This window comes from Amycolatopsis sp. NPDC005003 (assembly GCF_053600695.1).
On the sequence record NZ_JBSGAI010000008.1, the window covers coordinates 189,080 to 202,024 of the forward strand.

At 66.5% G+C, this 12,945-nt stretch carries 11 protein-coding genes and 3 pseudogenes; 6 read left to right on the forward strand and 8 right to left on the reverse strand.

Annotation, left to right across the window (positions count from 1 at the left end):
- Window positions 1–122: 122 nt before the first annotated feature.
- Window positions 123–1,409: pseudogene (locus ACWED2_RS12580) on the forward strand (basic amino acid/polyamine antiporter); the annotation flags it as partial.
- Window positions 1,410–1,460: 51 nt separating this feature from the next.
- On the opposite strand, the pseudogene ACWED2_RS12585 reads toward ACWED2_RS12580, so the two are convergent.
- Window positions 1,461–2,993 (reverse strand): annotated as a pseudogene (locus ACWED2_RS12585) (ISL3 family transposase).
- A 569-nt stretch (window positions 2,994–3,562) separates the two neighbouring features.
- On the opposite strand from ACWED2_RS12585, the gene ACWED2_RS12590 reads away from it, so the two are divergent.
- On the forward strand, window positions 3,563–3,730 hold the full coding sequence (locus ACWED2_RS12590; protein ID WP_449690562.1) for a hypothetical protein: 168 nt from the start codon (window positions 3,563–3,565) through the stop codon (window positions 3,728–3,730).
- Window positions 3,731–4,162: 432 nt separating this feature from the next.
- Here the strand turns inward: ACWED2_RS12590 and ACWED2_RS12595 are convergent.
- The 6 genes and pseudogenes from ACWED2_RS12595 to ACWED2_RS12620 all read right to left on the reverse strand — a co-directional run bounded on the left by ACWED2_RS12595 (window position 4,163) and on the right by ACWED2_RS12620 (window position 10,252).
- A pseudogene (locus ACWED2_RS12595) lies at window positions 4,163–5,126 on the reverse strand (sugar ABC transporter substrate-binding protein).
- A 1,194-nt stretch (window positions 5,127–6,320) separates the two neighbouring features.
- A complete protein-coding gene (locus tag ACWED2_RS12600) occupies window positions 6,321–7,154 on the reverse strand; it encodes an alpha/beta fold hydrolase (protein ID WP_449690563.1) in 834 nt (277 codons plus the stop codon).
- Window positions 7,155–7,181: 27 nt separating this feature from the next.
- The gene (locus tag ACWED2_RS12605; RefSeq protein WP_449690564.1) at window positions 7,182–7,604 is read right to left on the reverse strand and encodes a DoxX family protein; all 423 of its coding nucleotides are present in this window, start codon (window positions 7,602–7,604) and stop codon (window positions 7,182–7,184) included.
- 94 nt (window positions 7,605–7,698) lie between these two features.
- Window positions 7,699–8,544: an ABC transporter permease gene (locus ACWED2_RS12610; RefSeq protein WP_449690565.1), complete on the reverse strand. Its 846-nt coding sequence runs from the start codon at window positions 8,542–8,544 to the stop codon at window positions 7,699–7,701.
- Window positions 8,541–9,506, reverse strand: a complete 966-nt coding sequence (locus tag ACWED2_RS12615; protein WP_449690566.1) for an ATP-binding cassette domain-containing protein — start codon at window positions 9,504–9,506, stop codon at window positions 8,541–8,543. Before ACWED2_RS12615 ends, ACWED2_RS12610 begins: the two co-directional genes overlap by 4 nt.
- A 104-nt stretch (window positions 9,507–9,610) precedes the next feature.
- The gene (locus ACWED2_RS12620) at window positions 9,611–10,252 is read right to left on the reverse strand and encodes a PadR family transcriptional regulator (RefSeq protein ID WP_449690567.1); all 642 of its coding nucleotides are present in this window, start codon (window positions 10,250–10,252) and stop codon (window positions 9,611–9,613) included.
- Between the two features lie 223 nt (window positions 10,253–10,475).
- Between ACWED2_RS12620 and ACWED2_RS12625 the strand changes: the two genes are divergently transcribed.
- The 3 genes from ACWED2_RS12625 (at window position 10,476) to ACWED2_RS12635 (ending at window position 11,933) form a co-directional block, all read left to right on the forward strand.
- Window positions 10,476–10,955 carry an alpha/beta fold hydrolase gene (locus ACWED2_RS12625; RefSeq protein WP_449690568.1) on the forward strand — a complete coding sequence of 160 codons (480 nt, stop codon included), beginning with the start codon at window positions 10,476–10,478 and terminating at the stop codon, window positions 10,953–10,955.
- Window positions 10,956–11,105: 150 nt separating this feature from the next.
- On the forward strand, window positions 11,106–11,348 hold the full coding sequence (locus ACWED2_RS12630; RefSeq protein WP_449690569.1) for a hypothetical protein: 243 nt from the start codon (window positions 11,106–11,108) through the stop codon (window positions 11,346–11,348).
- Between the two features lie 90 nt (window positions 11,349–11,438).
- Window positions 11,439–11,933 carry a dioxygenase family protein gene (locus tag ACWED2_RS12635; protein ID WP_449690570.1) on the forward strand — a complete coding sequence of 165 codons (495 nt, stop codon included), beginning with the start codon at window positions 11,439–11,441 and terminating at the stop codon, window positions 11,931–11,933.
- Between the two features lie 60 nt (window positions 11,934–11,993).
- Here ACWED2_RS12635 and ACWED2_RS12640 read toward each other — a convergent pair whose 3' ends face one another.
- Window positions 11,994–12,464 carry a MarR family winged helix-turn-helix transcriptional regulator gene (locus ACWED2_RS12640; protein ID WP_449690571.1) on the reverse strand — a complete coding sequence of 157 codons (471 nt, stop codon included), beginning with the start codon at window positions 12,462–12,464 and terminating at the stop codon, window positions 11,994–11,996.
- A 26-nt stretch (window positions 12,465–12,490) separates the two neighbouring features.
- Here ACWED2_RS12640 and ACWED2_RS12645 point away from each other — a divergent pair, with 26 nt between their 5' ends.
- Entirely contained in the window at window positions 12,491–12,943 is a 453-nt protein-coding gene (locus tag ACWED2_RS12645) for a VOC family protein (protein WP_449690572.1), read from the forward strand.
- Window positions 12,944–12,945 lie beyond the last annotated feature (2 nt).

A 12,945-nucleotide genomic window follows, 5' to 3' on the forward strand; every position in this document is an offset into this window, starting at 1 on the left:
GACTGATCATGGCAGATACAGTCCCCGCAGCCGCCGACAGCTCGGCCCCCGACGCCTCGGCGGCTCACACTCCGCTCGCGGACGCCCCCGTTGCCGACCCTCCGGTCGTGACGCCGGGCAGGATGAGCCTGCCCACGCTCTGTGCGATGGTGATCGGCAGCATGGTCGGCGCGGGCGTGTTCTCCTTGCCGGCGCGCTTCGGTGTGGCAACCGGCATCCTCGGATCGCTGATCGCGTGGGCGATCGCCGGAACGGGGATGCTGATGCTCGCCTTCGTCTTCCAAAACCTCGCCATCCGCAAACCCCACCTGGACTCAGGTGTCTTCATCCACGCCAAGGCCGGCTTCGGTGACTATGGCGGCTTCAACTCGGCGATCGGCTTCTGGTCCAGTGCCATCGCCGGAAACGCCTTCTACTGGGTGTTCATCACCGCGACCCTCGGCGCGTTCTCCCCCGCCTTCGGCGACGGCAACACCGTCCTCGCGGTGGCACTGTCCACCACCGGCGTCTGGCTGTTCCACTACCTGATCGCGCGGGGAGTCCGCGACGCGGCCGTCATCAACCGGATCGTGACCATCCTCAAGATCCTGCCCATCCTCGTCTTCATCGTCGTGCTGTTCATCGCACTCGACGCCGGCGTCTTCTCCGGCAACTGGATCGCCACCGGCTACGGCGACCTCGGCTCGCTCAACGAGCAGGTCCGCAACACCATGATCATCACGACGTTCGTCTTCCTCGGCATCGAGGGCGCGACCGTCTACTCCCGTTACGCCAAGAAGCGCACAGACGTCGGCAAAGCAACCGTCCTGGGGTTCCTGACCGTACTGGCGATCTTCGCGCTGGTGACGTTGTCGAGCTACTCCGTGATGGCCCAGCCCCAGATCGCCAGGACCCGCCAACCTTCCATGATCGGCCTGTTCGAGTACGTCGTCGGCGGCTGGGGCGCCTGGTTCATCAGCGCCGGCGTCATCATCTCCGTCCTCGGCGCGTACCTCGCCTGGACCCTGATGGCCGCCGAAGTGATGTACATGCCGGCCCGTAACGAGGACTTCCCGGCTTTCCTCGGCAGAGAGAACGACAAGAAGACGCCGATCACCGCGCTCGTCGTCAGTTCGCTGGGAGTCCAGATGCTCCTCGCCGTGACCCTCTTCCTGACCGACGCGCTGAACTTCATGCTCGACCTGTGCACCAGCCTGGCGTTGGTACCCTACTTCCTCGCCGCCGCATACGCCCTGAAGCTCGGCCTCACCGGCGAATCCTACGAGGACGCGCCTGCCAGGACACGGCGCGGAGACACCATCATCGCCGGGATCGCGACCGTCTACACGCTGTTCCTCTTCGAGGCCGCCGGCCTGAAGTTCCTCCTGCTGTCTTCGGTGATCCTCGCCCCCGCCACCCTGCTGTACATCAAGGCGCGGGTCTATCCCGTGATCGGCTCTGGCGGACTTTCGGTGGTGGGGTTATCCGAGGAGGATGCGGTGGCGCAGGAGAGCGAAGCCGGCTCTTCCGTACATCTGTCGCTTGAGGAGCTTCGTTTTGGTGTTCACGCCTTCGGTTCGCCCGTTGTGGTGCTCGAGGGTGATCGCAGCGGTGACGGCGTCGAGGTCCTGTTCGACGCCTCGGGCGAAGGAGTGCACGTGTGGTAGATCCGCTTCCCGCGCCGCGGTCGTCCATGCCGCCAGCTTGGCCGGGTTGTCTTTGTGAGGAGTGAGCAGGGCAGCGAAGGAACGCACAACCTGGGCCAGCGCCGTCATTTCGGGGCAGGCCACCGTTAGAGCTTCGAGTCGTTCGCGTTGCCGCTCGGTGAGATTCTCGGGCCGGGTCAGCAGCAGCCGGGCTGCCCGGCGTGGCGAGAGATGCGGATGCTCGTCGAGATGCCGGCCCCTGGTTAAGATACCGCACGAGGAGATTCTGGCTGCCGTTGTAGCCCAGAGCGCGGATTTCGTCCAGCAATGCGGTAGCTCCCACACCCGGCTCCTGTTCACGGCGGACGCGTAGATGGTCCCGGTACGGGTCGACCATGCAGGCCCGGTACTTGGGGACCCGCTGGATGCGCTCCGGTGTGGCCGCGCGGGCGTACCGCTTGACTGTGTTCAGCGCCAGGCCGAGACGGCGTGAGCAGTCCAGCAGCCCGACTCCGGCCTCGAGTAGGGCATGGATTTGCTGCCACCGCTGGAGAGTGGTCTCGGCAAGCTTTCCCTCGCGCAGTCCGGTGGCCGAGGCCCAGCACGCGCTGTGGGCTGCGACCTCCTTGCCCGCGGCGTCGCACAGGCCGTGCCAGAGATGCCATCGGTCGGCTACCTGGATCGCTTGCGGCAGCGCATCCCGCACGGCTTGCGCATAGGCTGCCGAACCGTCCCGGCACACGACTTCGACTCCTGGATGTGCCCGCAGCCAACCGGCCACCACCTCGGCGCCGCGCCCGGGCAGCACGTCGATCCGGGCGCCGGTGTCGGCGTCGATCATCACGGTGGCGTAGTCATGACTCCTGCGCAGGGCGAAATCATCGATCCCCAGCACCCGCGGCACCGCGTGATCCGGTAACAGGATGCCCAGCAATACTCGAACCGCGGTGTCCCGCCCGAGTGCGATCCCGATCGCCGGCAGCAACCGGGCAGAGGCCCTGCCGGCCAGCTCCCGCACGACAGCCCGGACCTGCTCACCGAGCCGGACGGTGCGTCGCTGATATCGCTCGATCAAGCCCGGCACTTGCTCCCGGAAAGTCTGGCGCGTGCACTCTGTGACAGGGCACCGCATCCGGCGTATCCGCAACCGCACCAGCACCCGGCGTCCATCGACCGGCACATCTGCGGGGACTCGCTCGTGGAAGGCATGAACTCGGCCTGTCGGCGTCCCACAGCCGGGGCACGCCACCGCATCGCCCCTGGTTGATGCCGGACCACGATCGCATCGCCAGCGTCCTCAACACTGTCGATCGACAGCGCCGACAGCCCCGAGAACACCGCACCGACCAGCTTCGCCATCTCAGCCACAAACGATCATGGCAAGCCCCTCGACCCCGTCTCGGTCGGGGACCACCGCCCCACCACCGAAAGTCCGCCAGAGCCGATCTTGGAACAGTCCCTCTTAGGTTGCTGATTCGATGGATTGGTCGTCACTGGTGCGAATGAGTGAGGCGAGGTACGACCGCACTTGCGCCGCGTCGTCGGGGCGCCCTTGGATCCGGTAGATGCGGAAGGCACGTTGCCAACTCTCGAGGGCGGTACCGGAAAGCCGTAGCGAGCGTAGAGGTCGTCCGCGTCCTCGAGCCGCAGCGGCGTCGCGCCGGCGCCGAGACAGCGCAAGCTCGCCGCCTTCTCCTTCGGCACGTCCGCGTCGAGCAGGGAGCGGATCGCCACCGGCGCAGAACTGCCCACCACGGCCTGGCGCTCGGCCACGAGCACCAGGCTGACGTGCGGCTCGAATCAGCTCGGCAGCCACGCCTGGCTCTCCTGCGTGACGGCCAGGAGCAGGCCGATTACCGATCCGATGCGCTCCAGCGAGGCGTGGTGCATCCCGACGCCCTGCCCAGCTTCGCTCGCCGGCCGACGTCGATCCCAGCGTGCTCCTGCGCCTCGACGACGTCGCGTTCAGGTGCGCCGACGGGATCGCGATCGGCTCGGCCTTCCCAGACGCGCCGCTGGTCAGCATGCTGGCGCCGAAGTCGACGGTCACTGATACCGGCGAGCAGAAGTGGCGAATGGCGATGACCCGATCGGCTACCCGATGATGACGAGTTCGAATCCGTCATCGTCGCCGCATCGCCATTGGTCCTGCCCGACGTGCGTCACCGGATTCAGCCAAAGGACCAACCCCGGGGCGACGGACAGTCTTCCCCGGGTATGTCAGGAGGTGCGGGCGACCGTCAGCACGCAGACGGGTCAAGGCCGTCGACGTCGTACTTCTCATCGTTGTCCAGGTCGCAGCCGACCAAGTCGAGACGCGGGACGGCGTAGATAGCGATCGTGAGCCGGCAGTCGTTGGCGCGGGCACACCGCGGCAGCCAACCGCGCACACCGCAACGAGCACGCAGCACCGCCGTACATCTCCACCATCCTGTTGACCTGCTCGGCTGAACCAGCCCAACTGGTCTCGCAGTGTGGAACTCATGCGGGCACGTAGCGGAACCGTTCCCGGTTGGCGGGCGCGGAGCCATGACCCGTCAACGGGTCCCGCCCTGGATGTACGGCGTGATTGCGTCGACATTCGACTTGTCCACGAACCCGGGGCCGGTCTGCACCGGCTTGCCGCCGCCGAGGGTGTTCCCGTTCTGCGTGTACAGCTTGAGGATCACGATGGGCAGGTAGCCCTGCTCATACTGCTGCTGGTCGATGGCGAAGAGGATGTCGCCGCTCTTGATGCCCGACACCACCTCGTTGTTGAGGTCGAACGTGGCGACCTGGGCCTTCGAGCTCGCCTCCTTCGCTGCGCTGTACGCGAGCGCCGCGATTTGCGAGTTCAGGGCGAGGACCGCGTCGATCGACGGGTTCGCCTGGAGCGCGCCGCGGATGCGCGCCTGGACGTCGTTCGGGTTGTTGATGTCGACCTGCAGCGTGGTCGCGTGGCTGAAGCTCTGCTTCGCACCCTTCGCAGCGCTGGTTCTGGCCGATGTTCCCGGCTTCATGGATCACGCACAGCAGGTGCGCCTTGCCCGCGTCCTTCAGCCGCTGTCCCGCGCCGTGCCCGGCGAGTCCTTCGCTCTGCCCGACGTGCGCGATGGCGCCGAACGCCACGCTGGAGTCCTCGCCCGAGTTGATCGTGACAACCGGGATGCCGGCCTTGACCGCATTCTGCACCGACGTCTGCAGTGCTTGCGGATTCGCCATCGAGACCACCAGCCCGCCGACCCTCTGGGCGACGGCGTTGTCGATCAGCTTGGCCTGGGAGACGGGATCGCCGTCGGAGTAGTAGGTCACGCTGACGTCCAGGTCCTTCCCTGCCTGCAAGGCGCCGTTCTGCACCACGTTCCAGAACGCACCCCCCAGGCTGCCGTGCGTGACGACCGCGACCTTCAGCTTCCCACCGCTCGGACCCGGCACGTCGGCGGCGGTGCGCTGCTCCGCCTCCGGGCCGCTGCACGCGGTGAGAACCAGGGCGGCCAACGCGGCGACACCGGCCAGACGCATCTTGAACGATTGCACAGTCACTCCTTCGGAACCATGAAAATGTTTTTGGCGTCAGGAAATCGGCCGCGCGGAATGTCGAACGTGGCAAATCAACGATCGGCGCGGTCCGCAAGGGCGCTCTATCTTCTAGCCTCCGTCGCAGCCGGAGTCAAGGGATTGCACGTCCTCACCGTCCACAGGAACGTTCCTGGCGCACCGATCCCATTGGCGGTGCGAAATTCACGGCCCCAGGTGGGCCGCGTTCGCAATCGTGCGGCAGAATCCCGATTCCCAGGAGCTCAAGGCCCCACTTGCGACACAGCGAGCCCTCCTGATGTCCAACCACCGACAATGATCAGCAAGCTGACCACAGCAAGAATAAACTGGCTCCCCGGTGACCCTCAGCTGCTGCGCCGTCGCCCTCTTCTTGGTCGGGTCGTCCTGGCACGCAGAAGCCGTGGTCGGGTCACACGGCGCTACGCCGGCCGATGGCGATGGGTACCCGTCATGTTCGTCAAGCAGTCGATCGAAGATCCGCTTCGCCGTGTGTCGCTGCTTCCGCGGCGCGTCGAGGTCCGAGCGCACCCATTCGTCGATCACCATTCGGTACGCGTCAAGCCGTGAGCCGCGTTTGGGCGGTTGCTTTCTCTCCTTCGGCCATGCAGATTCCAGCGCCGCTGTCACGGTTCGGAAGCCGACGCCGTGCTTGCGCTGCAGCGCGCGGTCGGACATCCCAGATCGGGCATCCCGTCGGATCGCCGCGTACAGGTCGACCCGGAAACGCGGCTGCGTCATCGTGGCACTCCTGACGTGAGCACGCCGTGGGCACGACTTTCGGCACCGGGCCACCGCCCGGGAACGGTGACCGCATGCGACCACAGCCCGGAATCACTGGCCCTACCGAGGCGCCTGGTCATGTGCTGCGCAGGGCTTCGGTGGGCGGTACTGAGTCGGCCCGGAGTGCGGGGTACGACCGACGACGGAGCCGATGAGCAGCGAGTAGGCCGGGTCGAGTCCCACTGAAGCCCAGGTCAGTACGACGGGCCGGCCTTGCGTGGTGACGAAGACGTCGGTGACGAGCACGCCCGGGATCAGGCCTGTGATGCCGCCGACGACATCAACCTCGACACCACCTGTCCACCCCGTGTCCCTGGCGCGACGAAGATCTGCTTGCGCGGTGCCTGATCGGTCTTCCCGCAACACCTCGCGGGCCCCTCAGTGTTCGCTGCTGAAGAACCGTAGCAACAGCGGGCCGACGATCTGTGGGTCGACGACGTGATCCGGCCCCTCGAGGGTCTCCCGTTGAACGTGGGGTAGTAGGTCTGCAAGCTCGTCGGCCGCGCGGTCGAAGAAGTCCGAGGGCAGGCCTGCCATGTAGGGGACCGTGATCGGTCCTCCGGTGGTGATCAGGACCGGTTGGGTGACCGTTGCCAGTCGATAGGCCGGCAACTGGTAGCGGTTGTGGAAGAGGCTGTCGTGGACCAGCGTGGGCGCGAGGGCGACCGAATCCGCCCAATGCGCCGTCTGCTTGCCTGCCGCTTTCCTGGCCGCGATGTTGTCGTCGGAGGCGCCGGTCATGCGCATGAACAGTTCGAGAACCTCCTCGTCTCGCCCGGCGTCGAAGGCGCGTCGGGTGTCCGCGACGTACTCCTCGAATCGCGGGCGTATGTCGTCCCCGACCGCGTAGGGCACCTCCCAGACGGCGATCGTGTCGATGGCTGACCCGGCCGCGGCGGCCTCCAGCGCCAACGCGCCACCAGAGGACGCCCCGAACAGGTGTGCCGAGCCACCAGCCTCCGCGATCAACGCATCCAGGTCCTCGATCTCCCGCTCCACGGCGTAGGGCTCGGTGAAGCCGCTCGCGCCGCGTCCCCGACGGGCATAGTTGTAAACCGTGAAGTGCTCGGCGAGAGCAGGTACCAAGGGAGCGTTCTCGGCTCCGTCGTCCTGTGCGCCGCCTACCAGGACGACAGCCGGGCCGCTTCCCTTCCGGTCGTAGGCGATGGTGGTGCCATCGTTTGATGTCACGCGAAAGGCCATCTCGTTCATCTCACATCTCCGTTCGAGAGGTTTGTCTCAGCGCCTGAGCAGCGTGCCGACGACGGCCTCGGTGCGCGACCACCGCGCCCTTGCGATCACGGCCGCCACGACGAGAAGGGCGAGCGGCAGCCAAGGGCTCTGCTCGAGCACGAACTGATCGGTGATGACAGCACCGGTCAGCAATGCCGCCAACCCGAGACTGGCCAGGCCCGCCAGAGCCGGGATCAGAAGTCCAACCCCTCCCGCGACCTCCAGCGCTCCGACCAGGTACCGGAGCCACTGGCCAGCCCCGATGTCGGCGAACATGCCCACCATGACCGGGTCGCCGGCGAGCTTCGAGATTCCGCCGCCGGCGATTATCGCCGCCAGGACGACTTGCAGAATCCAGACCCCGATGCTGCTCGCCCGCCCGGGCGTGTGCGCAACGGTTTCCGAGTTGTTCTTGGGGATGGTGCTCATGCGTCTCTCCTTGTCGTGTCCGGGCCTGGTACCGGTGATGGCGTTGGCCGGGTTGTCCGGGTTGATTTCGACCAAGTGCTCGCGGTAGCGGCATCTACTTCTTGTTGCGGTAGAGGACCATGGTGATGGGACCGAACACCGCGACGAGAAGTACGGACGAGACGAGCACCCAGCCGATTTCCCCGGCGGGCACCGAGCCGTGCATCAGGCCGCGTACCACGGTCGCCAGGTGGGTGATCGGGTTGACCTCGACGACCGCCTGCATCCACCCGGGCATCGTCTTCGGGTCCACGAAGATGTTGCTCACGAACGTCAGCGGGAACATCACCATCATGCTGACCCCCGCCACCGAGTTCGGCGTGCGCAGGATCAGGCTGAGCATCGTCCACAGCCACGACAGGCAGAACGAGAACACCAGCAGCAGCACCACCGAGAGCACCACCCCGACGGCGCCACCCTCCGGCCGGAACCCCAGGACCAGGCCGAGCGTGATCACGATCGCCGACCCGATCGAGTAGCGCACCAAATCGCCGAGCAGAGCACCGACCAGCGGGGATGGTCGCCACACCGGAAGTGACCTGAACCTGTCGAACACCCCCTTCTGGATGTCGGTGTTCAGCGTAATGCCGGTGTTCATGGTGATCATGACGTTCGCCTGCACCAGGATGCCCGGCAGCAGGAACTGCAGGTACTCCTGAGTCGACCCGGCGAGCGCGCCACCGAACAGGTAGGTGAACATCAGCGTGAACATGATCGGGAACATGGTCACGTCGACGAGCTGCTCCGGAACGTGCTTGATCTTCAGCAAAGCGCGCCAGCCGAATGTCAACGAGGTGAGCACCGGACCGGGGCTGGACGGCCGCTCGCCGGCCAACAGCACACTGCGCAGCGCGTCCTCGGTGACCGGCGCCGACGCCTGCTCTGCGAACGTGGCATTCATGCGGCATCCTCCTCGGGTGTCTCCTCGGCGCCGTGTCCGGTCAGGGCGAGGAACACCTCGTCCAGGCTCGGCTGACCGAGCGCGAACTCGGTGACGTCGATGCCGCTGCGGGACAGCTCGGCCAGGGAACGGGCGACCCGCTCGGGGTCGGAGATCCGCGCGGACAGCGCGGCCGGGTCAGCGGACGGCTCGACCGGCACCTCGAGGACGCCGGCGAGGACCCGTTCGGCCTCGGCCCGCTGCTCGGGCGCACGTAGCCGTACGTGCAGCGAGCCGGCGCCGACCGATGCCTTGAGCTCGCCGCTCGAGCCCTCGGCGATCACCTTCCCGTGGTCGATCACCGCTATCCGATCGGCCAGCTGGTCGGCCTCGTCGAGGTACTGCGTGGTCAGCAACACGGTGGCGCCCTCGGCCACCATGCCCCTGACGATCTCCCAGACCTGGTTCCTGCTGCGCGGGTCGAGCCCGGTCGTGGGCTCGTCGAGGAAGATCAGTTCGGGGGTGACGACCAGGCTCGCCGCGATGTCGATGCGCCGGCGCATCCCGCCGGAGTACTTCTTCACCTGCCGATCGGCCGCCTCGGCAAGACCGAACGCGTCGAGCAGGTCGGTCGCCCGCTCCCTGCCTCGGCGGCGTGAGTAGCCGAGCAGTCTGGCGAGCAGCAACAGGTTCTCGACCCCGGTGAGGTCCTCGTCGACCGACGCGAACTGCCCGGTGAGGCCCACCCTGCTTCGCACCGCCTGGGCGTCACGCACGACGTCGTAGCCGAGCACCCGCGCCTCTCCGGCGTCGGGGCGCAGGAGCGTGGCCAGCATCCGGATCGTCGTGGTTTTGCCCGCCCCGTTCGGACCGAGCACGCCGTACACGCCACCGGCGCTCACAGCCAGATCCACACCGGCGACCGCGTGTGTCTTGCCGAAGCTCTTCTTCAACCCTCTCGTCTCGATCGCGAGCGTTCCCATGGGTTCGAGTCCTTCTCTCGGTGTTGCGAACGGATTGGTTGAGCTAGTCAAGTTTGACTACTTGGTCAGTAGTACGCGAGAAGGAAACGCCTAGTCAAGGTTGATTAGAAGCGCATCTTGAGGGGATCGTGGACCGTTCGCCACGAACCCGGATCATCGGCCATGGTGTAGGCGCCCTCAGACAGTCGTCTGCTCAGGCTCTTCGCCCACGCCAGTTCGGTGCGTGCATGTCCCGCCCACAGTTCGGCCTGCTCGCGGACGTGTTCGGGAATGTCGGGGTTCGGGTTCTCCCACCCCTTGGCCTGCTCTACGAGCTCCGCTTCCAGGCGCGCGACCCGCTCGTTAACGTGCGCGATGGCATCTGTCCTGGTCAGCATGGGCAACATGGCGATGGCCGCGTCGAGCATGGTGGGGTCGTGGGTGCGCCGCAGACCGTCGCGGACCAGTTCGACTATCTCGTCACGTCCCCGAGCTGTCGCGCGGTACAAAACGCGCTCCGGCCCGGAGTTGCCCGGCTCGGCGTGTTCGGTGAGGAGGCCATCAGCCGCCGCCTTCTTCAGCGCGTGATAAATCGAGCCGGGCTTGATCTTGGCCCAAATCTCCGCACCCCAGCTCTGCAGTTCGGACCGCACCTGGTAGCCATGCGCGCCGCCGGAGAGGTGCACGATACCGAGTACCAGGAGCTTCGTCGCCGACATACGCCCACCTCCGCTCAACCCTCCCGTCTCGATCGCGAGCTTGCCCATGGGTTCGCGTCCTTCTCTCGGTGTTGCGAACGGTTTGGTTGAGCACTAGTCAAGTTTGTGTACTTGGCCAGAGTGCACGAGGAGAGACGCCTAGTCAAGGTTGATTAGGGGCGCATCTTGAGGGGATCGTGGACCGTTCGCCACGAACCCGGATCATCGGCCATGGTGTAGGCGCCCTCAGACAGTCGTTTGCTCAGGCTCTTCGCCCACTCCAGTTCGGTGCGTGCGTGTCCCTCCTCGACCGGTTCCCCGGCAGCTACCCGGCCAGCGAAAAGGAATACTGGACCTGCTGGCGTACAACGCCGAACTCGGTGCCGACTGCCGGGCACACAGCGGCCCGGTCTTCGACCACGCCGACACCCTCAGCGCCGTGCGCGACCTCGACGCCATCCGCGCCGCCCTCGGCGAAGACAAGCTCAGCTTCTACGGCGCCTCCTACGGCACCCAGGTCGGACAGCAGTGCGCCGAGCTGTTCCCCACCCACCTGCGCGCCATGACCATCGACTCCAACATGGACCACAGCATGACCTCCGCCGCGCGTTACTTCGCAACGGCCACGGCGGACCTCGAAGGGGCGTTCAACGCCTTCGCGGACTGGTGCGCCCGTACCGCGAACTGCGCGCTGTACGGCCACTGGCCAAGTTCGCTGCGATTCGCGCAGAATCACCGTTTCGGCCGAGCGCTAAGCACCTACCAGCAGTAAGTCGCCGAACTCCGGACAGGTACCCACCGCACCGAGGCCTCGCTGGTGGGATCTCCGGCGTCGGTCACCCAGTCTTGTCGGTAGGCGGTCTCATACTGGCGCTGCTACTTCCCGCAGCGTCCGAGACGACTGTCCGGGCGGGGAGGCCCTGTGACCATCTTGAACGCTTCGCCGGGCCAGTCACCGCACTGGTGGTGGCAGGCCATCGCCAGTGATTGGGCGGCATTTTTGCAGCCCCAAGACCTGATTCGCGAGCTGTATTCCGCGTTGCTGGCCGCACTCGAGGAACTGAGCACGCGCGGGCCCAGGTCGACGCTCGCCGAGGTCGGCGAACGGCTACGCGCGGTCGGGTACCACGATCCGCTCACCGACGCGGAGCTGGTGACCTGCTGAACCAACTTGCGGTGTAGGAGTTCGCGGCACCGTTTCGCGACTTCACCGCTCCGCTGCGTCGTCCTGCTCTCCGACGTTCTCGGTCTGTCGATGCCGACTGTCGCCATCAAGGGAACCGGCGGTGCCCGGGGCGACCGAGGCGACGGTGTTCGTCCCTTCTTCAGCGACGACGCCCCCGAGGTCGAACTCGGCGGCGACATCGCCCACGGCGCGGCCGGCCTCCCCTGCTACGTCTCGGGCCAGGTACGCGACACCGACGGGCATCCGATCGCCGGGGCGCGCATCGATGTGTGGGAGGCCGACGAGGACGGCTTCTACGACGTCCAGTATTCCGACGACCGCTCGGTCGGCCGCGGACGGCTGCGCGCCGGAGCCGACGGCGGATACTGGTTCTGGTCGGTGCTGCCGGCGCCGTACCCGATCCCGCACGACGGCCCGGCCGGCGACCTGCTGCGAATGCAGAATCATCACCTGCGCCGATTGGACCTCGCCTGTGCTCAAATCCACCGCCTGGCACTCGAAAACGATCAGCTCCGCGACGCGGCCCACGCCATGACACGCGTCGCCACACTCGAACACAGGTAAATCATGAACTGATCACGACCGCGACCGGGACCCCCGCCAACCCCGATACGTGGCGGTGGGTCACCCTGGCCCGAGGTCGCCGGGCAACGAGCCCGACAGACCAACGCGGCTTAAGACTGCAGCCAATGACTCGCGCAACTCGTCCTGCGCTTGAGTGGAGAGGCCGTCAAGAAGCTCGGCTTCCATCCGACGGACATCGCGGCGCACGGCGCGGACCAGTGCATCCCCCTGCTCGGTGAGCCGCACCGTGCGTCGGCGGCGATCCGACTCGTCGGTCTCGCGGCTGACCAGGCCGCGGTCGCCGAGGGTGTCGAGGTGGCCGATCAGGCGGGTGGGATCGCGGCGGCTGCGATGAGCGAGCTCCTTCTGCGTCAGCCCGGTCTCGCCCAGCAGCTGACTCAAGATCACGTACTCCCACATGGTGACCCCGTGGGCCTCCAGGATCGGAGCCTCCCTCTCGACGACGACACTCAGCAACCGACTGAGGAGCGCGCCGAGTTCGTGACCCTGATCGTCGCCTGTTGCCGCCATTAATACACCGCCGTAGACTATCTACCATGACCAATGAAACTGCTTCTCCGGGCACGCCCGGTCGCATCGACCATGACACCACGCCCGCCGCAGCGCGCTTCGGGATGGTTGTGCTCTACGTCCGGGATCTGGAGCGCTCGATCGCGTTCTACCGGCTCCTCGGGCTCGACGTGTCCGACCCCCATCCCGAGCGCCCGGTCGCGTTCTACAACGAGGGCGGCACCACGATGATGATCATCACCACCGACCTCGTCGCGCGGCGCTTCGATTCCGCCTGGGTCCGCCCTGACCAGGGTGGCTACCAGCAAGTCGTCGAATTCTTCGTGGACGGTGACGCGGCCGTCGATGCCGCGTGGCAACGCCTCACCGACGCCGGCCACCCGGGCACCACGGCTCCCGGCCACCTCATCGGTCCGTACGCGGCCATGGTGCAGGACCCCGACGGCAACGTCGTGCTCATCACCAACGACAACGCCTGACG

What these genes read in the sequence shown, in the direction of transcription:
- ACWED2_RS12600 (WP_449690563.1), bottom strand. Translation starts at nt 7,154, where the DNA reads ATGAACGAGATGGCCTTTCGCGTGACATCAAACGATGGCACCACCATC.
- ACWED2_RS12605 (WP_449690564.1), bottom strand. Translation starts at nt 7,604, where the DNA reads ATGAGCACCATCCCCAAGAACAACTCGGAAACCGTTGCGCACACGCCC.
- ACWED2_RS12610 (WP_449690565.1), bottom strand. Translation starts at nt 8,544, where the DNA reads ATGAATGCCACGTTCGCAGAGCAGGCGTCGGCGCCGGTCACCGAGGAC.
- ACWED2_RS12615 (WP_449690566.1), bottom strand. Translation starts at nt 9,506, where the DNA reads ATGGGAACGCTCGCGATCGAGACGAGAGGGTTGAAGAAGAGCTTCGGC.
- ACWED2_RS12620 (WP_449690567.1), bottom strand. Translation starts at nt 10,252, where the DNA reads ATGGGCAAGCTCGCGATCGAGACGGGAGGGTTGAGCGGAGGTGGGCGT.
- ACWED2_RS12635 (WP_449690570.1), top strand. Translation starts at nt 11,439, where the DNA reads ATGCCGACTGTCGCCATCAAGGGAACCGGCGGTGCCCGGGGCGACCGA.
- ACWED2_RS12640 (WP_449690571.1), bottom strand. Translation starts at nt 12,464, where the DNA reads ATGGCGGCAACAGGCGACGATCAGGGTCACGAACTCGGCGCGCTCCTC.
- ACWED2_RS12645 (WP_449690572.1), top strand. Translation starts at nt 12,491, where the DNA reads ATGACCAATGAAACTGCTTCTCCGGGCACGCCCGGTCGCATCGACCAT.